Source organism: Acinetobacter sp. Tr-809 (assembly GCF_011753255.1).
Lineage (GTDB): Bacteria > Pseudomonadota > Gammaproteobacteria > Pseudomonadales > Moraxellaceae > Acinetobacter.
In genome coordinates this window covers 210,088-232,432 of sequence record NZ_VWVZ01000004.1, presented here as the reverse complement: position 1 = coordinate 232,432, position 22,345 = coordinate 210,088, and the positions used below count along the sequence as shown (strand labels likewise).

Genomic DNA, 22,345 nt, shown 5'->3' with positions numbered 1-22,345 from the left:
GTACTGAGCGTATAAATTCTCTTTGGTCACCGATGTATTAGGGTGCCTATTTCGAAATAGTTAGGACTAGCAATGACTGATAATGCAACGATCTTGCAGCATGTACCAGTAGGTAAAAAAGTTGGGATTGCCTTCTCTGGTGGTTTAGACACTTCAGCAGCTTTATTATGGATGAAACAGAAAGGCGCAGAGCCTTATGCATATACTGCAAATCTGGGTCAACCTGATGAAGATGACTATGATGCTATTCCAAAGAAAGCTGAACAGTACGGTGCAGTCAAAGCTCGATTAATCGATTGTCGTTTACAACTTGCACTTGAAGGTATTGCTGCGATTCAATGTGGTGCATTCCACATCAGCACTGGCGGTGTTCCTTACTTCAACACCACGCCTTTAGGTCGTGCAGTGACAGGTACGATGCTTGTCACAGCGATGAAAGAAGATGACGTCAACATTTGGGGTGACGGTTCAACTTATAAAGGCAACGATATTGAACGTTTCTATCGTTATGGTTTATTGACCAACCCTGCACTTAAAATCTATAAGCCTTGGTTAGACCAAACCTTCATTGATGAGTTAGGCGGCCGTGCCGAAATGTCGCAATTCTTAATCGACAACGGTTTTGACTATAAAATGTCAAAAGAAAAGGCGTATTCAACTGACTCAAACATGTTAGGTGCAACGCACGAAGCCAAAGATTTAGAATACTTGAATGCTGGTATTAAAATCGTAGACCCAATCATGGGTGTTGCGTTCTGGAAAGATGACGTTGAAATCCAACCTGAAGAAGTAAGCATTACTTTTGAAGAAGGTATGCCAGTTGCATTGAATGGTCAACGTATCGAAGATCCAGTTGAATTCATTTTAGAAGCGAACCGTATCGGTGGTCGTCATGGTCTAGGTATGTCTGACCAAATTGAAAACCGTATCATCGAAGCGAAATCTCGTGGCATCTATGAAGCACCGGGTATGGCTTTATTACATATCGCTTATGAGCGTTTAGTAACTGGTATTCATAACGAAGATACGATTGAACAATATCGCATTAACGGTTTACGTTTAGGTCGCCTACTTTACCAAGGTCGCTGGTTCGACTCACAAGCATTAATGCTTCGTGAAACATCACAACGTTGGGTTGCTAAAGCGATTACGGGTACAGTAACTTTAGAATTACGCCGTGGTAATGACTACACCATTATGAACACTGAATCTCCAAACCTCACTTATGAAGCTGAGCGTTTGACCATGGAAAAAGGTGATTCAATGTTTACGCCAATGGATCGTATCGGTCAGTTAACTATGCGTAACCTCGACATTACCGATACCCGTGCAAAACTGGGTATCTATACTGAAACAGGTTTGCTTGCAGTTGGCCAAGGCTCTGCAATTCCTCAATTGGAAAACAAATCTAAATAAAAGATTGGTAAATTTATTTACCCATTTGAAAAGGCTGAATATTTTTATTCAGCCTTTTTTATTTTAGCCAAGAAAATACACACTATTTAATCATTGCATTTATAGAACAATATGTCGCAATTAAAGACTATTTATCTCCATTATGAATCGATAATATAAGCATCAAGCAAAACATAATAATTGGGAGATGAAAGATGAATGCTTATCTACATCGTAGTGAAAACCGTGGTCATGTCAAAGCAGGCTGGTTAGACACTTATCATAGCTTTTCATTTGGTAGCTGGTACAACCCGAAGTACATGGGTGTCAGTGCACTCCGCGTGATTAACGATGATACAGTTGCTGCTCATAATGGTTTCGGTACCCATCCCCATGACAACATGGAAATTCTAACCTGTGTACTTGATGGCACCATTTCCCATAAAGACAGTATGGGCAATGAAGGCCAGATCAATGCGGGCGAATGGCAGTTGATGAGTGCTGGAACTGGGGTCACCCACAGTGAAATGAATAAGCATGATAAAGCGGTGCATCTATTACAGATCTGGATTCAACCGAATGTACAAGATGCTGAACCAACTTATCAGCAAATTCAACTCAATCCGAAAGATCATCCAAACCAATGGCATTTGATTGCTGGTGATGAATCTGCGCCAATGTCGATCCGTCAAAATGCCGAAGTGAAAACAGCAGTCATTGAGAAAGATCAACATTTAGAGATTACAGCACGGAAAAAAGTAAACTATGTGCATGTTATTTCAGGTGAAGTGATGATTGCGGATCATTTGGTTAAAGCAGGTGATGCTTTACTTTTTGATGAGACTGCAACCGTTACGGCATTGCAAGATAGTCAAATGATCTGGTTTGACTTACCTTAAACTCGGTTTAACTTGTACCTCTTACCCTCAAGGGGTACAAGTTTTTTTTAATCATTATTGCTATTACTATCGCAACTACTTGAATCAGAGTTTGACTCGGCATTAGAACTACAATTATCTATACCTTTATCATCGTTATCTTGAAAAGAATCACAACTTGATGTCGTTGAAGAATATGGATGACTAAAGTCTGAAGTATCCTGTGTAGAATCTGTTTTCTTTGCAAAAAAGATGAATAAAAATAGGCCAATCACAATGACCAAAATAATAAACATCAGCATCACAATCCCCCTATTGCTCCACTAATCTTTATTTCACACTATAGCCTAGATTTGCTTTAAAAATAATCGACATTAAAAAAGCCCGATTAACGGGCTTTTCTACAACCTTGAACATTTTTAAAAACGATCTAAACCGTTTCGTTCGTTGTTAGCTGTGTGTTCAGGTTGTCATATCTTTGTTCATTTAGGCAAGATTTCTCTTAAATCCCAAATAGTATATGACTTCCTTATTGATTAAATTAGCACCAATAGTGAATTAGGTCAAGCAATCCTAATTTCTTAAAAATAAGATGGAATAAAAAAAACCCTAAATCGTTATGATTCAGGGCTTTGGAGTTCATGTAACTTCATAAAAAGTTATATGACTTTAATATCTTGGTAGGTATATCCAGACTCGAACTGGAGACCTCTACGATGTCAACGTAGCGCTCTAACCAACTGAGCTATACACCTAGAATGAGAAGCATCATATTCATTTTTTATCAGCTTCACAAGTTTTTTTGAGATTGTTTCAGTGCAATTGCGCAGTCTTTAAGCAAGCGCTTAAAATCTTGAGTATTTGCGCTATCCTGCTGCTCTAAAAAAACAATTTGTTGATATAACACAATCGCTTGCTCAAATACCTGTTTGTCTTCAACTTGAGCTGCCAAACGCCGCATCCACACTTGAAAAGTTTCTGCTGCTTGCTTATGTAAAGCCTTTGGCAACTGCATTTGCAACTTATTAATTGCTCTTTGAGTATTGGTCTGCTGCCTTGTTTGCTTCCACCAATAAATACCTGCATAGACCAGCAAAATAGCGAGTACACCAATAATCAAAACAATCGCGTATGCATAACTTGAATCCAGCCCTAAACGAGACAGCCAGTTTTTCTGCTTTTCTGCATCGTAACCAACGACTTTACTTTGCCATTGATAGCTTAAGTAATCACTCCAAATCCGCATATTTTTTAGAAATTTAAACTGCTGTAAACGCCAAGCCTTACTCTCATCTCCCCACACACTCTGATCTTGTGCCAGATAATCCTGCATGCCCGTATCAATTCGTTGCGGTGCAATCATTGCTGTTGGATCAATTCTTTTCCACTTTCCATCAAGATAGACCTCACTCCACGCGTGCGCATCAAGTTGTCGAACCTCCCAACTCTGCCCATCAGGTGCCAATTGTCCACCTTGATAACCTGTTACAACTCGTGCTGGAATTCCAACATAACGCATCATCATCACAAAGCTTGATGCGTAATGCTCACAAAAACCTTTCCGACTAGAAAACAAGAATTGATCTATACGATCGCCACCTAAAGTCCCTGGTGCTAAGGTATAAACAAAACCATTTTTTCGGTACCATGACAGCACAGATTGTAGATATAGTTCAGGTTGTTTCTGACTTTTTTCAAACAGCCCATGCGCCAATTGCTGCGCTTTAAGATCCCGCCCCTCATCAAAATTAAGATTTAACTCAAGCTGTCGCTGCGACAAGGAAACCCTTTCAGCCGACATCCTTCCGAGCCAACGCATTTGTATCGGTACATTACGCTTAACTAATTTAGTAGGACGAATACTATTGTCTTGATACAACTGCAAATAGCGTTCTTGAGGAATCGAATATTCCAAGCCCATGATCCAATTGGCTTGCTCATCGGCTGCCAAATATTGATAAGGAACGCTCCGTGGTGTGGACTGGACACTTTTGATTTTCTGATTAAAAAAACTGCTGGTCCATGTGGTTCCATCATATTGATCTAAAACTAAAGCTCTCCAATACAGTTCTGGCCTGCTTGGAAACTGCGACATATCCGCCACCACACGAAAAGCTAAGGCTGAGGACTGCGATAATTGTGCAATATCCCCAGGTGACATACGATCACCAATCCCAGTAGTGGCCTGATTACTCTGAATTGGAACTGCCCACAATGGCGGTAAGCGCGGAAAGAAAATAAATAAGATCAGAAAGAAAGGAATTGCAATGCCTACAAATTTAAAAATTTGCTTCACATCTTGTTTAAATTGATTGGATGATAATTTCGTCTGACTAAATAATCCTGTCTGTATGCGATAAAGACCGACTAAACACATCACAAAGGCTGTAAATACAATTAGTGCCATCCAAAAAGCTTGGCTATGTAACAATAGGCTGGCACTAACAAATAGAGCAAAATTAAAGACAATCAATAAATCACGGGTGTTTTTGGCTTCTAAACATTTGGCAAATAAACAGGTACTTAAAAAGGCAACGCCCGCTTCTACCCCTAGGATGGTTTGATAATTGATATAAACAATACCCAAGGACAATAGAATAAAAATCACCAAAAACCATTTTGGAAAAGGCAGCCAGCTCTGTTTACGATATCTCCGAACCAATAACAACCAAACCACCGCCCATAATCCCGTTAAAGCAGCAGGTGCAAAAGCGATTTGCCCAAGTAATACGAAAGCCAAGACAGCTAAAACACAGAAATAGATTTGTTTAGTCATCATTATGCCTGCGCTAATAAAAGTTTTGCTCTAATTAACTGAGATTGTCCCTGCCCGCTTTCCAAGCGTGTATGCGGCAAAATAAGTGCGTAATCATCACCTAACTGTTCACATTGCTCGACCAAACCCATCATAAAACTTAATTTATCTTCATGGCTTTGAGCTGGGATCTGCTGATAGTCAATTTCCAGATGCTGGTGATTGGCCTGAGCTTCAAACATTTTGATCAGAAATCCCTGTCCACGTGCGACCTGTTTCCATGCCACATTTTGATAAGAATCACCGTGTTGAAAGCCACGTAACTCTTTAAATTCATCTAAGCTATCTTGGGCTGAAGTCGGCTTATTTTTATGCTCTTTCTGCCAGTCATAGCCCTTTGGGGCAACCCAGACTTTATGTTTTGGATATAAATAACTCCATGCGCGGACTAATCCTAATGGATAAGTAGAATAAATTTTAACGGCACCAAATTCATAGAGTCCGCGTTTATCTGGCATAACTACAAGCTCAACACTGTGTTGTGTCTGATCGATATAAATCAATTGCTCTTGCGTTTGCCACTGAACTCTTAGATAACGTGCTGCCCCTACGGGTTGTTTCAACACTAATTTTAAGAAAAGTGTCTGATCAACCTGCCCAACCTCAGGCATCACAACATCAATTTGTAAATCATGTAATTGCTTAAAAGTCAGATAAAAACTAATACACAGAATGGCGCTGATTAAAAAACAAAATCCTAAAATTAGGTTATTGGCATAGTTAATGCCGGCAATAAAGGTAATTAGAATCAGGACCAGATATAGAAAACCTTGTTTATAGATAAAAACCAAAACATCCTTTTGTCGTAGGGTTTTACTGCGATCTACTTGGAAACGTTTTGCGATCCATTGATTGACCTGTTGTTTAAGTCCTGTTTGCATAGTCTATACTCACCTACAATGCATCAACAGACTGCAACAGTTGTTTTACCTCTATCTCCCCCAAACTTAAACGATGTGCAACCACAGCCACAAATACCGTCTGTACATCATCCGTGGTCACGAAGCTACGCCCTTCAACCAACGCATAAGCTTGTGCTGCAGCTTTCAGTGCCAATACTCCACGTGTAGACAGACCATGGCGTTGTTTACGTGTTTCCGCAGCTAAGTCTAAAATATAATTAAGTACGGCGTCACTCAGGAAGATCTGTTTGGCCAATTCACGTAAATGCAAAATATCGGCTTGGTTAAATACGGCATCTAATTGATGAATCAGGACTTGGCGTGAGCTTTGTTGTAACAGTAATTTTTCTGCTTGACGAGAGGGATAACCCAATGACAATCGCATCAAAAAGCGGTCTAGTTGAGACTCTGGCAATGCATATGTTCCACTTTGAAAGAGTGGGTTTTGCGTAGCGAGTACCCAAAAAGGTTGTGGCAATTCGTAATGCACGCCGTCTACAGTGACAGCCCCTTCTTCCATCGCTTCCAACAAAGCACTTTGAGTTTTGGGGCTACAGCGGTTAATTTCATCTGCGAGGAGGATTTGAGTAAAAACAGGACCTTGCTTAAACTCAAATACATGTTCTTTCTGGTTAAAAATATTGATGCCAATCACATCACTGGCTAACATATCATTGGTGAATTGAATCCGCTGAAAATGCAACCCAGCCAAGCGTGCCAAGGCACTGGCTAAAGTTGTTTTGCCGAGTCCTGGTAAATCTTCAAATAATACATGACCGCCTGCCAGTAAACAGGTCAGAGCCAGTTTGGTTTGTTGTGGCTTATCCAAAATAAGCTGATTAACTTCAATTAAAAAGTGCTCAACCTTTTGACCGAAGCTTTTAATATCTTGTTCTAATGCTTGGTTTTGTCGTTTTTTGTCTTGAATTGAAGCCTGATCCACGCCCCACATAATTTTATCCCCAAAATAAAACAGTGCATGTTTCAACATACACTGTTTTGGTTTTTTTTCAACGAAATCAATTGATTTCTAGCAAGGGCATTTTTTCATATTACCACCCGCAGAAGGATAACGTGCATCGATACAATGTCGATAAAAAGTCTTTGCATCCATCGGGGTTAGATCAGGATGATGCGCTTTCATATGCTGCACATAAGTTTCATAATCTGGCACACCGACCATCAACCGAAAACTCTGCTGCAAACGCTGCCATAACACAGCAATACGTGACCAATTTTTCGGTGATAAAAGCAAATGTTTTTGCGACATGATAGTGAATTTAATAATCTTCACAATCACCGCACTGCCTTGTCGAGCAATTTTAAAATCCATCGCTACTCTCCTTTGATGCTATTCGCAGTCATCGGGGTTTCTGAATAAACTGCTGGTGCCTCGTTCACTGTTGGTGTTGGACTCGCCAATGCTCTGCGTACAATACCAATCGAAGCAATGATCATCACAATCGCAACAATCATAAAGAAGCCACACAGTGCAGCATTGATCTGATTCGACATCACAATGGTTTGCATTTCAGCAATGGTCTTGGCTGGTGCAAGCACCTCACCACGCGCAATTGCATCCGAGAAACGATTCGCTTGTGCAAGGAAGCCAATTTTTGGATTTTCATGAAAAATCTTTTGCCAGCCTGCTGTCATTGAAGTAATGAACAAGAAAATCGTCGGGACAATCGTAACCCAAACATACTTCTCTTTTTTCATCTTGAATAGAATGACTGTACCCAAGATCAAAGCCATAGATGCCAAGATTTGGTTACCAATACCAAATAACGGCCACAAGGAGTTAATCCCACCTAATGGGTCAACCACACCTTGATAGACGAAGAAGCCCCAACCTGCCACCGCGACAAAGGTCCCAACCAAGTTCCCAAAGAATGAACTTGATTGTTTAATCGCTGGAACCACGATACCCACTGTATCTTGCACCATGAAACGGCAAGCGCGTGTACCCGCATCTACTGCAGTTAAAATAAATAATGCTTCAAACAGAATCGCAAAGTGATACCAAAATGCCATCATTGAGCGGTTGTTAAAAATCTCTGAAATGATATGTGCCATACCAATTGCAAATGTAGGCGCACCACCTGTACGAGACAGGATTGAACTCTCACCGACTTCCTGAGCCAATAAGGTCAACATTTCTGGACTCACCACGAAACCGAGATTACGCACGGCTTCCGCAGCAGTCTCTACCGAGGTCCCTAAAACTGCTGCTGGCGCATTAATTGCGAAGTAAATGCCTGGATCGAGTACTGTTGCACAGATCATTGCCATGATACCGACGAATGATTCCATCAACATACCGCCATAACCGATCATACGAATATTGACTTCGTTATCGACCAATTTCGGTGTCGTACCTGATGCAACCAAGGCATGGAAGCCTGAAATCGCACCACAGGCAATGGTGATAAATAAGAAAGGAAATAAACTACCCGCAAATACTGGGCCCGTACCATCAACAAAATGGGTTATTGCAGGCATTTTCAAATCAGGCATCGCAAAGATAATACCGATGGCCAAACCTGCAATCACACCAATTTTAAGGAAAGTTGATAAGTAGTCACGCGGTGCTAATAACAACCAAACAGGTAAAACTGAGGCGATAAAACCATAAATAATTAAGGCCCATGTCAATTGAGTACCACTGAGGGTAAATAGCTGCCCCCAATATGGATCTTTTGCAACGTCCCCACCATATACAATTGCCGCCATCATCAGCACAAAGCCAATAATCGATACTTCAGCAATTTTCCCTGGACGTAGATAACGCATATACACGCCCATGAATAAGGCGATTGGAATTGTTGCAGCAATACTGAACACACCCCATGGACTATGCGCTAATGCTTTGACGACGACCAATGCGAGTACTGCAAGGATAATGATCATCACACCCAACGTACCGAGCATGACAATCACACCGGCAAAAGTACCGAGTTCTTGTTTGGCCATTTCGCCTAGAGAGCGACCATCACGACGTGTGGAGATAAATAAAACCAGAAAATCTTGTACAGCACCTGCAATCACCACACCGACTAAAAGCCAGATAGTTCCAGGTAAGTAGCCCATTTGCGCTGCGAGAATTGGACCAACTAACGGCCCTGCACCAGCAATCGCGGCAAAGTGATGACCGAATAGAACAAATTTATTGGTAGGAACATAATCCAGACCATCTGCGAGACGATGAGCTGGGGTTAACCGTTTAGGATTTAATTCAAAAACTTTGTTTGCAATAAATAAACTATAGAACCGATATGCAATGCTATATACACAGACCGCGGCAAGAACTAACCAGACCGCATTAACATGCTCACCACGACTAACCGCCAATATCCCAAATGAAATTGCCCCAACAATGGCAACCAAACTCCATAGGAGTTTCGAGGGAAGTGTTGACTTTGCTTGTGTTGTCTCCATTCAAAACCTCTCAAATACATAAAGCGTGGTTAGGGTCTGTTGACATCTCACTTTACGAGCTATAGCTCTCATTGCGACAGAGAACATTTTTAGAGGACACAAAGCAGTCTTATGCAATTTAGCTATTCTAAATAATGAGTAGCGATTACAGCTACGCAAGATAATGCAGTGGCAACAAAAAATGTCAGCAAACCCTATTAGATTTCCCTTTCCATATTTTCTGTAGAAGAAATATCTTTGTAAGTTTACCTTCTAGCTTCAATTATTTATCTAATACTTTGGCATAAAAAAAGGGATGATTGTTTAATCATCCCTTCGATAATTGTATATCTTGAGTAGCTTAGCCACTCATTTACAATTATGCACGTTCTAGGTAGTCACCTGTACGCGTGTCTACACGAACACTTTCTTCTTGCTGTACGAATAATGGAACACGTACCACAGCACCTGTTTCAAGCTTCGCTGGTTTACCGCCACCACCAGAAGTATCACCACGTACGCCTGGATCAGTTTCAATAATTTTCAACACAACAAAGTTTGGTGGGTTTACGTTCAAAGGTACGCCATTGAATAACATGATCGTACATTTTTCATTAGAATCGTCTTTTAACCATTTCGCAGCATCGCCCATTGCTGTTTTGTCAGCAGCGATTTGCTCGAAAGATACAGGATCCATGAAGTTCCACATTTCGCCATCGTTGTAGAGGTAATCCATTTCAACTTCTACAATATCAGCTGCTTCTAAAGAGTCACCTGATTTAAATGTTTTTTCTAATACTTTACCAGAGCGAAGGTTACGTAGTTTCACACGGTTAAACGCTTGACCTTTACCTGGTTTTACATATTCATTTTCCATGATTGAACATGGGTTGCCATCAAGCATAACCTTAAGGCCTGCTTTAAAATCATTTGTAGAATAATAGGCCATGAAAGGCGCACTCCAAACTTAAAACTCAAATCTATTAATGCTAGACTACACGCACAGGTGTGACACTAACACTATTTTTAACGTATGGCATGATAAACTATTTACATCAAGAGCAAAACTGGCAATCGCAACTCAGTGACCTAATTACTGATCCCTTAGAGCTGTTAAATCTGCTTGAGTTATCTACCGATCAGCTATTATCAGGGGCAATCCTCGCTTCTGAACAGTTTAAATTGCGCGTTCCACGTGCATTCGTCGGAAAAATGAACATTGGTGATCCGTTAGATCCGCTATTGCTCCAAGTCCTACCACATCACCTAGAATTGGAAGAACATCCTGAATTTGTCACTGACCCCTTAGGTGAAGAAGCCGCTAATCAAATGGCGGGTGTATTACATAAATATCAATCACGGTTTTTATTGACCTTAACAGGTGCATGCGCGATTCACTGTCGCTATTGTTTCCGGCGTCATTTTCCGTATCAAGAGAATCTCCCGAAGAATGACGACTGGATCAATATAAAACAGTATATTGAGCAAAACCCACAAATCAATGAAGTGATTTTAAGTGGTGGTGATCCACTCACTTTAAATAATCGAAAAATTTCTTTATGGCTAGAACGTCTAGCATCTCTCCCTCAGATTAAGATATTGAGAATTCATTCACGTGTTCCGATTGTAATCCCCAACCGGATTGACGATGAGCTGATTTCTATATTAAAAAACAGTAGGCTACGCATTGTAGTAGTGGTACACTCAAACCACGCAGCTGAACTCGATGATTTCACCTGCTCGAAGTTGCTACAGTTATCGCTCCACCATATAACCGTCCTCAATCAGGCAGTTTTACTCAAAGGTGTGAACGATTCTGCAGAAACTTTAAATGAATTGAGTAGCCGTTTATTTGAAGCAAGAGTAATGCCCTATTACCTTCATGTTTTAGATAAAGTCAAAGGTGCTCAGCATTTTGATATAAGATCTTCAGAGATAGATCAAATATACAGTGATGTATTAGCGAGTTTGCCAGGATACCTCGTCCCAAAACTCGTTAGGGAAATTGCGGGCGAAAAAAATAAAACACCGCTTTTTGGGATTCAAACGTTCTGAGATTGATAACACAATGATGAATAATGCTTTTTCGGATATTTTCCAAATTCCAACGGTCTTAACAAGAGACAAACTGAGTTTTTGTGATACCAATTCAAAAAGTTTGAATGAATGGATCTCAAACCTATCAATTATGCAGTTGGGTGATACTTCTAAAGCATTGTTTGCTGCCCTATTAGAATTGAGTGAATTAGAGTGCTCTGAAACTTTAAGATTTGATTTAGTTCAAGTATTACATCCGACGATTGAAAACGTTTTAGGTAGTTTAGAGAAAAACTTTTTCAATCAAGGTGTGATTAGCTCCGATCGGAATGAACATATTATTGAACTCGCAATGTTATTACGTTGTTACTTTGCGGCAATCTATATCAATATCGTACGCCGTAGTAATGACCAACTTGATCAACAGAAGTTTTCAATTTTCGCACTTAATCAAAAAAAGAATCTGCAAACTGCCAGAACCTTAGCGACATTCCAGTCATTACAACAACTGACTCAATTACTGTATCAACAACACATGCTGTATAGCGAACCTGTTGCTGGACAATGGTTAATTGCTCATCAACTCTATGATGCAGCAGTCATGCATAAATATCAGCATAACAACTTGGATCAGACTCAAGGCAAACCAAGTTCTATCAGCAATATTACCCAGGCTTATGCACAATTGATTTTGATGGATATTTTTAATACCAATCAAATCCGTCAATCTGAAATTCAAGCTTTATTCCAGTGTAGTTTTGACTGGGCCAAAATGGTTCAAATTCTATCGAAAGAAACTGATTTAACTAAGTACGTAGTCGATACCACTAAAGATCATCCACCGATTTATAATAAGAAACAAAGCTCTGGCTTTAACCCAAATATTTTTATCAGCACACATAGCCTACTTGATCATGTTACGGCAACGTTGCATAAAAATGCTGAATACATTTCTAAGAACGAAAAAATATATTTAACGCCAGCACTGAAATTTCATGTGCAGACCATTTTAGGGACAACTGCTGAACGTCGTCATGAGCGTTATGAATACTCAGCTCAGTTGCATATTTGCTTTGGTTTACTGACTGCCCATTTTTATCTATCAAAAGCTAAGAATTTCGCAGAGACTTTATTGCTCGACCATAGTTATGGTCTACAAAACGAATCAAAGTTTATGTCTGCCTGGGACAAAAAGAGTGCTTCCGACAATCAAGAGTCGGCAATTCAACGGTTAAGCCGTGAAAGCAAAGCAGTTTACCAAGCTGATATTTTAGATATCAGTGTGAACGGCTATCGTATTAAGTGGTCAGGAGAAGCACCCAAAAACTTGAGAACTGGCGAATATATTTTAGTCAAAGAAACATCACATGGGCATTGGCGTGGAGGTGTAATTCGTTGGCTCAAACAATCGAGCGAGAAAAGTCTGGAGCTCGGTTTAGAAGTATTAGCACAAGAGATTTTCCCTTGTGCTGTTCGCATACAGGCTGACCGACATGTAAGTAACTATCATCCAACACTTTTATTAAAAAACCAAAATTTGGATGAAACAAAAACAACGTTAATTTTACCAGGTTCACAAATTTTTAGAGAACACCAAGCTGTTCATTTAAGATTGGGGAAAGAGGAAGTCAAAGTGTATTTATTAAACGCACAATTAATTACCCAGAGTTTTGTTCAATTTGAATTTGAACTGCTAAATGATGAGGAACATCCTGTTCTTCAAAAATATATGGCACAAAAAAATATGGACACAATTGATCAAGATTTATGGGAAGCATTGAAGTGAGAAATTCTTTACTGTCTAAGAAACTCAAACGGACAGAAACCCGTTTACTAATTATTGACGACAATCAACTTCGTTATAATCAAATTGCCGCGATCTTTAAGGCACAAGATCATCAAATTCACGCCACTTTATTAGATGATCTTAAAACATTTGAAAAGCAGCTGAATCTGCCATGGGATATCGTCGTTTTTGGTCGCGCTTATGATCTAAAAATAGAACAAACACTTTCTTTAATTCAGGCTTCATCACAACCAAGCTTGCCTGTATTATTCTTAGAACCTGATGACTATAACAAAGATCAATATCAGACCTATATTCATAAAGGCATTTATGATGTATTGAATCTTAAAGTTCCTGAAACATTCTATATCAGCATGATCCGAGCACTATCTTATAGTCGTTTGGTACAAGCTGAACATCGCCTTTTGAATGAATTAGAAGCAGCGCAGTCTCAAGCACAGTCACTCGTTGCAGAAACCCATAAAGCTGTTGCTATTTTACAAGAAGGTATTCATTTGAGTGTGAATACTGAATATGCCAATCTCTTTGGTTTTAGTAGTGAAGATGAGTTAGTTGGTTTACCCATTCTTGATGTTTTGCAACCTGAAGACTTAAGTCAGTTTAAACTGCGTTTTAAAAAGATTTCTCAAGGTCAATTCGAACAAGGACGGTTTGAGCTTCGTACGCAAAATCCAACCGTGAAGAATAACCCATTACATATTGAGTTTTTACCTTCAGGTAATGAAGATGAAATCCAACTGAATATTGAATGTGGAACATCAACACCGGCAACCATAACAACAGCAACAGCGATTACTACAACCGAAAAAGCTTCAAGCCTAAACAGCACCGTACAACAGATTAATCGACAACTCACCAATCATCCAGCCAATGCCAATGCGGTTGTGCTGTTTAGTTTAAGTAGTTGCCCAAATGAAGTTTTCCAAACTGATTGGCAGACTACAAAAGCGTATTTTGCCAACATTCAGAACTTCATCAAAGAACAAGTGAATGTGCCTGTCTATTCAATTGACAACACCCTATATGTCGCTTTATTCCAAGCTGAATCAAACAGTGTTTTAAATTCACTATTGATCGGTTTAAACAGCTTACAGAAACCACAACTTTTAACAACAGCTCAGCACACCTTCCCTTTGCATCTTAAATTGGGTTATTGCGAACTTGCAAAAGCAATTCCAGACGAAGCGGTTTTTGAGCAAATTTTGAGTAAAGCATTCACTGCAGCTTTACCAGTATTCAACAGCCCAAAAATTGATACCGATATTGGTTTAACAACTGAACATATTCCAACAAAAGTTCAGTTAAGCCTACTGCAAGAGCTTAAACAAAAACTGGATACTGGTGATATTCATCTTAAATATCAGCAACTCTATGATAAACAGGATCAACATACACATACTTATGAGGTTTCTGGTGGATTCATCCACAACAATCAATGGCAAGATTTAAGTGATTTTGCTGATCTTAAAGATGATGTCGAGCTCTCTGTTCAACTTGATCGCTGGATTTTGGTAGAAGCCTGCAAGCAATTACATAACTTCATCACGCAATATCCAAAAGCCAAACTGATTGTTAATTTGAACCATCACGTCTTATTGAACGATAAAAAACTACCAGAACTGGTTGCTAAATTACTCACCATTATTGGTAGCAAACAAGCACACCCATTAATATTGCAATTCTCTGAACAAGCACTACAACAAAATCTGTCGCAAGCACAACCACAGATTGCCTTACTCCGCCAACATGGTGCAGAAGTTTCAATTCGTGATTTCGGTGATTCACTCTATAGTGACTCTATGTTGCAACAGATTGATGCTCAATATTTGAGTCTTCACGGCAAATTAACCAGAATGCTTGCCTCTGAAAAAGATATGGCAAACTTACAAGAAAAAATCCTGCATTTTATCGGTCAAAAGCCTGTAGAAATCTTCTTGATGGAACTCAATGACATGAACTTGTTTGCAAATGCATGGAATGTTGAAGCCCGCTTCTTACAAGGTAACTATTTCCAGAAAAAACTCGATCGTTTAACCGATGTACAAGACCAATAAGGTCTTGTACATCGCAGCCTACATACCTCTTAGATAAAAGTGTAGGCACAAAAAAACGGGCATATAGCCCGTTTTTTTCTTTCTTGATATTAACGTTTAACAGAACGTGACATACCAGAGAAACGTTGTTTAAATTTGTCGATACGGCCGCCTGTATCCACATTCTTTTGTTTACCAGTATAGAATGGGTGGCAAGCTGAACATACGTCTAGGTAAATAGTTTCTTTACCAAGAGCAGAACGAGTTTCGATTACGTTACCACATGAACAAGTAGCAACTAAGTTTTCGTATTTAGGGTGAATATCGGCGCGCATGGTCGATGCTCCTATTTAGTAAGAAAGGCTTAAGCTGTTATCGCAATTGATCACTCTCAATTTGAGGAAAGCAAAGTGTTTTCACACTTGCAGATCAACACCACAACAGACCATTTCTTTTGACTCACCGAGACTCCAACGGTCAGAGCAAAGCCAACAAGTGCGGAAGATTATACGCCAAAAAATTAAATTTTGCGAACTATTCCTGATTTGATTTTGACCAACGATTCGCAATCATGCCGCAGACCATTAACTGAATTTGATGAAAAATCATAATCGGCAGTACGATCATGCCCAAAGGCTGTCCAATAAAGAGAATTTGTGCCATCGGTACCCCACTCGCCAGAGTTTTCTTTGAGCTACAAAAGAAAATCGTCACTTGATCAGCATGATTAAAACCCAACCACTTAGGGATATACAAAGCAAGCAACATCACAATGGTCAATAAAACTGAGCATGCAAGCACTAAATACAGCAAAGTTAATCCACTGACCTGATGCCATAAACCTGCCACCACAGCACCACTAAATGCACCATAGACCACCATTAAGATCGATCCCTGATCGAAAGCTTTAACGATACTTGGCATTTTGACCATATAAGGGAAAACATAAGGACGCAATAATTGTCCTAAAATAAAAGGTACCAGTAGTAACAAGGTGATTTGAATAATCGATGTGGTCGGATCAAAACCATGTTGACTTTGTCCTAAAATAAAATAGCTCACCAAAATCGGAGTAATAAACATCCCGATAATATTGGAGAAAGATGCGCTACACACAGCAGCAGCAACATTGCCCTTTGCCATCGAAGTAAATGCAATTGAAGATTGCACTGTCGATGGCAAGAAGCACATAAACAGAAAACCCCAATACAACTGCTGTCCGAGTAATGGTTCCAATACAGGTTTAGCCAGCAATCCAATCGCAGGGAAAATCACAAAAGTAAAAGCAAATACCAGAGCATGCATTTTCCAATGCAGCATGCCTTCAACGACAGCTTCACGTGATAACTTGGCACCATGCAAAAAGAACAGTACTGCAATTGCGACCGTGGTTAGAATATTAAAATAATGTGCAATCTGACCTGAGACTGGTAAAAAAGTCGCCAGTAACACCATTGCAATTAATAATATTGTAAAGCGGTCCACTGCCAGTTGCTTCAACATAACTTATCCCTATCTACTCACTTAAATTATAAAGCCCAATATGATGTTGTTGATCATTTGATCGCATCATCATACTGGGCTCTATAAATAAAGCTAGGGCTTTAGCTTAGAAATCTTGGACTAACTAGACCAAAAATTAGTTATTACGTGCGTGTTGATCTTGTTGAATCAACTCAACTTTATAACCATCTGGATCTTCAACAAAAGCAATTACTGTTACACCGCCCTTCATTGGACCAGCCTCACGTACTACTTTTCCACCACGTGCTTTGATTTCTTCACATGCTTTATAGGCATCGTCAACACCAATTGCGATATGACCATAGGCATTACCTAAATCATAGCTAGCTGTATCCCAGTTATGGGTAAGCTCAAGCACGGTGTTGTTTTCTTCATCACCGTAGCCAACAAAAGCCAAAGTAAAACGCCCTTCTTCATAATCACGTTGGCGTAGCAATTTCATACCAAGTACCTCAGTGTAGAACTTCAAAGATTGTTCTAAATTACCTACTCGTAGCATCGTATGTAACATGCGCATAGTTATTCACCTGTCTGTTGAGTTGTTTGGTTTTCATGATCGCGTAACAGTTTCGCGACCCATACCACTAAAACTAAAATTGGGATACCAATTAAAGTCGTCATTAAAAAGAAATTTGGATAACCGATATTGCTGACAATTGTTCCTGAATAACCACCCAATAATTTTGGCGTTAAAGTCATCAATGAACTGAAAATCGCATATTGAACAGCGGTAAATGATACGCTGGTTAAACTCGATAAGAAGGCAATAAATGCCGCACCAGCTAAACCAGAAGCCAAATTGTCTACAATAATGGCCAAATATAACCACAACGAACTATAACTTTTAATCACTTTACCAGACAATTCAACTGTACCTTGTTGAGCTGGGTCAACCACAGCAATCGGTTGAATATCCACATTTAAATCTGTCTCAGCATGAGATGCAGTATCGACACGATATTGTCGGGTTGCCAACAATTCACTGCCCGTATTGCTGTTTAAATTGGCCAAAGCCGTAATGGTCTTGGTCGGTGATGCCTGCAAAATTTTGCCATCAATCACACCCGTGAATAAGCCATTTTGATCAACTTTCGCCACAAACTCCTGTCCGTCTAAGGTTAAAACAACTGGGCGTTCTGCATTCAACTCTTCAGCTTTTACCCCCGCTAATTGACCTTTGATTACCAGACTTTGTTTTAGCTCTTTCGGTGTGAGTTGATCATTACCACTCATTGGTAGCAATTGAATCTGAGCTTGCTGAGTGCCTACCAAATAAGGAACTTCTAATTGAACCTTAGTGTCAGCTTGGTTTTGATACTGAGTACTCACCTGAATTGTGTGTGCTTTGGCTAAGGCTTCATTTGGGACTTGTAACTTCCAATATCCCACCTCATCAGTTTGAACCTGATAATGCTGAGCACCCACTTGGACTTCAACTTGATCCAATGGTTTGCCAGACTTCACCAACCCAATAAAGATCAAATTGGTTGAGCTTGCTAATACTGCACCCACGAACATAAGTTTCATAATGTTCATGCGTTGTGCCAATAGACCACCTAAGAAGCCACCAATCAAACTGAATAAAACACCATAAATTTTGACTGCTTCGGCAATCTGCTCTTTACTAAAATTTAGATCTTGATAAAACACATTTGAAATTACCCCTGCAATAATGTCAGAGATACGGAAGAAGCCAATTAACAGCAATAAAACGAGAGCCAGTTTCACCCCATAGCGTTTAAAGAAATCTAGAATCGGTGCGACCCATGTTTCTTTCGCCATTTGCTGATTCACCACACCTATTTTAACCAGCGCAAAACCGATCAATAAGGCAGATGCAGTTGCAGTTAAAAAGCGCAGCGCTTCTAAACCAAACAATGCAGCGGTGTCTTTAATTGCTACTGCCTTGGCAATGGCTTCTGTCACATTACCCGAATAGATATAGCTCACCACAAAAGTTGCAACGGCGATAAAGAATACAAATACCAAACGGTAGTAATCCGTGGTTTTATAGTGCTTATAAACGCGATTCACTTGCGGTTCACGAACACATAAAGTGGTAATAATACCCACCACCATCACTGCGGCCATGGTTAAATAAGTATATTTCCAAGCTTCATAAATGTAGTTGCCTTTAGCTGTGCCTAAATAGGCCGCCAAAAATAATGCACCCGCACCTGCAACAATCATCCCGATGCGGTAGCCCGCATTGTATGTTGAAGCCAATACTGTTTGCATTTCAGTTTCAGCCAACTCAATACGATAGGCATCGATCACAATATCTTGTGTTGCAGCTGAGAAGCCCAGTAAAACTGCACCAAAGGCCATTTGGATTAAATAGCTTTGTCCAAGCGCTGGATCTGAAAAAGCCATGATACAAATTGCACAGATAATTAAACATTGTGCAATCAGCAACCAAGCACGGCGACGACCTAAGCTTTTGGTTAAAAAGGGCACAGGTAATTCATCAATTAACGGTGCCCAAACGAATTTAAAGGAATAACCTAACGCGGCCCAACTAAAAAAAGTGACCGCACTTTTATCAATACCAGCCTCGCCTAGCCATAACGATAAGCTAGAAAAAATCAATAAAATTGGAATCCCCGCTGAGAAACCAAGAAATAACATAATCAGAGCACGGCGATCTAAAAATGCTTTAAATGCCGAAGCCCAACCAGAGGCTTGAGTTGTCATTGGTTATTATTTTCCATGAACATGCGTGAATGTGCTTATTCAATCGTTTCTTGCCCTTGCTTGCAAGTTGCTTTATGCAATCATTCTTTTGTTTTGTCGATAAAAAACACAAGTTCGCTTGATCTTTAGGGCTAAAACTGTATACCTTTAATTACTCAACTTTAGTTTATTTGTTGGATAGCAACAGTGACCCAAAAACTCGATCAAATGACTGCAACAACTTTATCATTAACACCAACAAACACTATCACCGCAAATATAAACTCTTTACCAAGCGCATTTGAGCAGACGGACATACAAGCAACACTGATTAAAACCGCACTACGTGCAGACCAACTCACTCATATTCCAGACTTAGCTGAAATACCAAGTTCGACCAAACGCATCAAACCGCTCAATAATTTTTTAGGGCAAGACCGTGCACGTGCCTCTGTTGAAGCAGGTATTTCACTCCCTTACTCAGGCTATAATATTTTTGCTGTTGGTACGGCTGGGCTGGGTAAACGTACTATGATCAAGCGTTTGCTACAGCAACACGCCAAAACCATGCCGACGCCTCACGATTGGGTCTATGTTAATAATTTCAAAAATCCAAGACAGCCAATCGCGCTGCACTTTCCTGCGGGCCAAGGCACCAAATTCCAAAACGCATTGCAACAAGCATGGCAAATCATTTTAAAACAGTTAGAACGCCGTTTTAGTGCAGAAAGCTATCACAACCGTATCGAACGTATTCGCCAAGATACAGGAGATGTACAGCAGCAAGCTTTGGTTGAACTTACCAAAGAAGGTGAAGAACTCGATTTAAAATTAGTTTCTCGCAATGACAAACATGTCTTTATCGCAATGCAATTGCGCAATGATGAATATCATGAATTAACACAAAATGAACTCAATGCACTCCCAACCAAAGAGCGTACAGAAATTAATTCCAATATTCGCTATATGGAGAAAAAGCTAGAGCGCCTAGGTTTACACTTAGGTGATTTAGAAGATGATGCACGCGACCAAGTTTCGAGCCTCAATCGAGATATTGCCACTCAAGTCGTTATGCCACGCATTGAGTCAATCCTAAATAAGAATAAAGAGGTAAAAGGCTTAGATTTGTTCCTAAAACATTATGCCGAAGACATTATTGATAATGTTGAGTTGATTTTAGAGCAAGAAGAAGATGACTTTACCCCTGCCTTATTTAATCGTGTCCCATCACGCTATCAGGCCAATGTAATTGTTGCCAATAAACCAAATAGCGGTGCGCCAGTTATTTTTGAGGACTTTCCAACTCACTATAACTTATTGGGTCACGTTGAGCAGTTAACGCATAATGGTACGATTACCACCGATTTCACCTTGATTCGCCCAGGGTCATTACATCAAGCCAATGGTGGCTTTCTCATGCTTGAGGCTGAACAGTTACTTGAGCAGCCATATGCATGGCAAGGTTTAAAACGTGCCTTAAAATCAGGACAACTTAAGCTCTCATCTCTAGAACACATGCTAACCTTAACAGGAAGTATTTCTATTGAGCCTGCTTCTGTTCCGCTTGATATTAAAGTCATTTTATTGGCTGAACCTGAAATTTATTATGAAATTTTAGAGCTTGAGCCAGAGCTAGGCAGTGTCTTTAAAATCCGTGCAGACTTTACCGACACATTACAACGTAATGACAGTAATGAACAAGCGTATATGCAGTTGATTGCAGATTATGTGCAAGCAGATAAACTTCTTCCATTTGATCGCTCTGCGCTCGCGGCTTTACTTACTGATTCAAGTCGCCAAGCGGAAGATCAAAGTTCGCTATCATTACATGCCTCGACATTGGGTGATTTAATTCGTGAGGCGCATCATCATGCATTTAAAGCGGATGATAAGATCGTCACAGACCAACATGTCAATCAAGCCTTACATCATCGTCAATATCGCTTAGGCTATTTACGTGAACTATATTGGCAAGATCTGTCTCGTGGAACACAGCTTATTGAGACATCAGGACACCGTCTTGGTCAAATCAATGCCCTATCCGTGATTCACTATGCAGATGTCGAGTTTGGATTACCATCTCGCCTTACTGCTTCAGTCTATCAAGGTGGTGGAGATATCCTTGATATTGAGCGTAGCGTAGAGCTTGGTGGTTCTCTGCACGCTAAAGGCGTATTGCTCATGTCGAGTTTCTTGAAAGCACATTTTGGTCGTGAGCAAATTCTACACTTCTCTGCTGCTTTAGCGTTTGAACAAAGTTATGGTCAAGTCGATGGTGATAGTGCCACGGTAGCAGAACTTTCAGCGCTTATCTCAGCGATTTGTCAAATCCCAATTGACCAATCTTGGGCAATTACAGGATCGATGAACCAGTTAGGTCAAGTACAGCCGATTGGTGGCGTCAATGCAAAAATTGAAGGCTTCTATGACGCATGTAAACTACAGGGCTTAACAGGCAAACAAGGTGTCATCATCCCACGTCAAAATATGCAGCACTTGATGTTACGTCAGGATGTAAGCGATGCTGTACAAGCAGGACAATTCCATGTTCATGCGATTGATACCATTGATCAAGCCTTAGAAATTTTAATGGCGCGTCCAGTCGGAACACTCGACAAAAAAGGTCGCTATAGCAAAAACTCAATCTATGCTGCGGTGATGGAGCAACTTGAATATTGGCAAGCAATCGAAGACGGTGAAGCAGTTGAAGATGATGAGCCAAAGAAAAAGAAAAAACGTAAAAAGACCAAAAAGGATGAAGTTACATCGAAAACCTCTGAAGAAACAGCGGTTGAAGCGAAGAGCTTAAAGCCGCTTGGCAAAAAGAAGCGAAAATAGAGCAACGAAAAAAGCCATGTTCTTCG

17 protein-coding genes and 1 tRNA gene are annotated in these 22,345 nt (G+C 40.1%); 6 read left to right on the top strand and 12 right to left on the bottom strand.

Going from position 1 to position 22,345, the window contains the following annotated elements; genetic code table 11:
- Positions 1–72 precede the first annotated feature (72 nt).
- Together argG and F3J02_RS10915 are read left to right on the top strand one after the other, a co-directional pair.
- A complete protein-coding gene (gene argG / locus F3J02_RS10920) occupies positions 73–1,416 on the top strand; it encodes an argininosuccinate synthase (protein WP_005295454.1) in 1,344 nt (447 codons plus the stop codon).
- Between the two features lie 194 nt (positions 1,417–1,610).
- The gene (locus tag F3J02_RS10915) at positions 1,611–2,294 is read left to right on the top strand and encodes a pirin family protein (RefSeq protein ID WP_167249225.1); all 684 of its coding nucleotides are present in this window, start codon (positions 1,611–1,613) and stop codon (positions 2,292–2,294) included.
- A gap of 47 nt (positions 2,295–2,341) precedes the next feature.
- Here the strand turns inward: F3J02_RS10915 and F3J02_RS10910 are convergent, their stop codons facing one another.
- The 8 genes from F3J02_RS10910 to efp form a co-directional block, all read right to left on the bottom strand.
- Positions 2,342–2,575, bottom strand: coding sequence for a hypothetical protein (locus F3J02_RS10910; protein ID WP_167249223.1), 234 nt, complete (start codon positions 2,573–2,575; stop codon positions 2,342–2,344).
- A 376-nt stretch (positions 2,576–2,951) separates the two neighbouring features.
- Positions 2,952–3,028 (bottom strand) — tRNA-Val (locus F3J02_RS10905).
- A gap of 35 nt (positions 3,029–3,063) precedes the next feature.
- Complete coding sequence (locus F3J02_RS10900) at positions 3,064–5,049, bottom strand: transglutaminaseTgpA domain-containing protein (protein WP_167249221.1); 1,986 nt, start codon at positions 5,047–5,049, stop codon at positions 3,064–3,066.
- A gap of 2 nt (positions 5,050–5,051) precedes the next feature.
- Positions 5,052–5,969 carry a DUF58 domain-containing protein gene (locus F3J02_RS10895; protein WP_167249219.1) on the bottom strand — a complete coding sequence of 306 codons (918 nt, stop codon included), beginning with the start codon at positions 5,967–5,969 and terminating at the stop codon, positions 5,052–5,054.
- A 13-nt stretch (positions 5,970–5,982) separates the two neighbouring features.
- Positions 5,983–6,942: an AAA family ATPase gene (locus tag F3J02_RS10890; RefSeq protein ID WP_167249217.1), complete on the bottom strand. Its 960-nt coding sequence runs from the start codon at positions 6,940–6,942 to the stop codon at positions 5,983–5,985.
- 78 nt (positions 6,943–7,020) lie between these two features.
- Positions 7,021–7,323, bottom strand: coding sequence for a YbdD/YjiX family protein (locus tag F3J02_RS10885; protein WP_004770453.1), 303 nt, complete (start codon positions 7,321–7,323; stop codon positions 7,021–7,023).
- A gap of 2 nt (positions 7,324–7,325) precedes the next feature.
- The gene (locus F3J02_RS10880) at positions 7,326–9,428 is read right to left on the bottom strand and encodes a carbon starvation CstA family protein (protein ID WP_167249215.1); all 2,103 of its coding nucleotides are present in this window, start codon (positions 9,426–9,428) and stop codon (positions 7,326–7,328) included.
- A 358-nt stretch (positions 9,429–9,786) separates the two neighbouring features.
- Complete coding sequence (efp, locus tag F3J02_RS10875; RefSeq protein WP_004808248.1) at positions 9,787–10,356, bottom strand: elongation factor P; 570 nt, start codon at positions 10,354–10,356, stop codon at positions 9,787–9,789.
- Positions 10,357–10,445: 89 nt separating this feature from the next.
- Here efp and epmB point away from each other — a divergent pair, with 89 nt between their 5' ends.
- The 3 genes from epmB to F3J02_RS10860 are packed head-to-tail and all read left to right on the top strand — an operon-like array spanning position 10,446 to position 15,305.
- Positions 10,446–11,462: an EF-P beta-lysylation protein EpmB gene (epmB, locus tag F3J02_RS10870; protein WP_167249213.1), complete on the top strand. Its 1,017-nt coding sequence runs from the start codon at positions 10,446–10,448 to the stop codon at positions 11,460–11,462.
- 13 nt (positions 11,463–11,475) lie between these two features.
- Complete coding sequence (locus F3J02_RS10865) at positions 11,476–13,230, top strand: GTPase (protein ID WP_167249211.1); 1,755 nt, start codon at positions 11,476–11,478, stop codon at positions 13,228–13,230.
- Positions 13,212–15,305, top strand: a complete 2,094-nt coding sequence (locus F3J02_RS10860) for an EAL domain-containing protein (protein ID WP_167249209.1) — start codon at positions 13,212–13,214, stop codon at positions 15,303–15,305. Before F3J02_RS10865 ends, F3J02_RS10860 begins: the two co-directional genes overlap by 19 nt.
- 89 nt (positions 15,306–15,394) lie before the next feature.
- Here the strand turns inward: F3J02_RS10860 and rpmE are convergent, their stop codons facing one another.
- From rpmE to F3J02_RS10840, 4 genes are all read right to left on the bottom strand, one after another.
- Complete coding sequence (gene rpmE / locus F3J02_RS10855) at positions 15,395–15,619, bottom strand: 50S ribosomal protein L31 (RefSeq protein WP_004808257.1); 225 nt, start codon at positions 15,617–15,619, stop codon at positions 15,395–15,397.
- A gap of 199 nt (positions 15,620–15,818) precedes the next feature.
- Positions 15,819–16,787: a bile acid:sodium symporter family protein gene (locus F3J02_RS10850; RefSeq protein WP_167249207.1), complete on the bottom strand. Its 969-nt coding sequence runs from the start codon at positions 16,785–16,787 to the stop codon at positions 15,819–15,821.
- 136 nt (positions 16,788–16,923) lie between these two features.
- Entirely contained in the window at positions 16,924–17,325 is a 402-nt protein-coding gene (gloA, locus tag F3J02_RS10845; RefSeq protein WP_167249205.1) for a lactoylglutathione lyase, read from the bottom strand.
- Positions 17,326–17,327: 2 nt separating this feature from the next.
- Positions 17,328–19,502 carry an AmpG family muropeptide MFS transporter gene (locus tag F3J02_RS10840; RefSeq protein ID WP_167249203.1) on the bottom strand — a complete coding sequence of 725 codons (2,175 nt, stop codon included), beginning with the start codon at positions 19,500–19,502 and terminating at the stop codon, positions 17,328–17,330.
- 186 nt (positions 19,503–19,688) lie between these two features.
- On the opposite strand from F3J02_RS10840, the gene F3J02_RS10835 reads away from it, so the two are divergent.
- The gene (locus F3J02_RS10835; RefSeq protein WP_167249201.1) at positions 19,689–22,319 is read left to right on the top strand and encodes a Lon protease family protein; all 2,631 of its coding nucleotides are present in this window, start codon (positions 19,689–19,691) and stop codon (positions 22,317–22,319) included.
- Positions 22,320–22,345 lie beyond the last annotated feature (26 nt).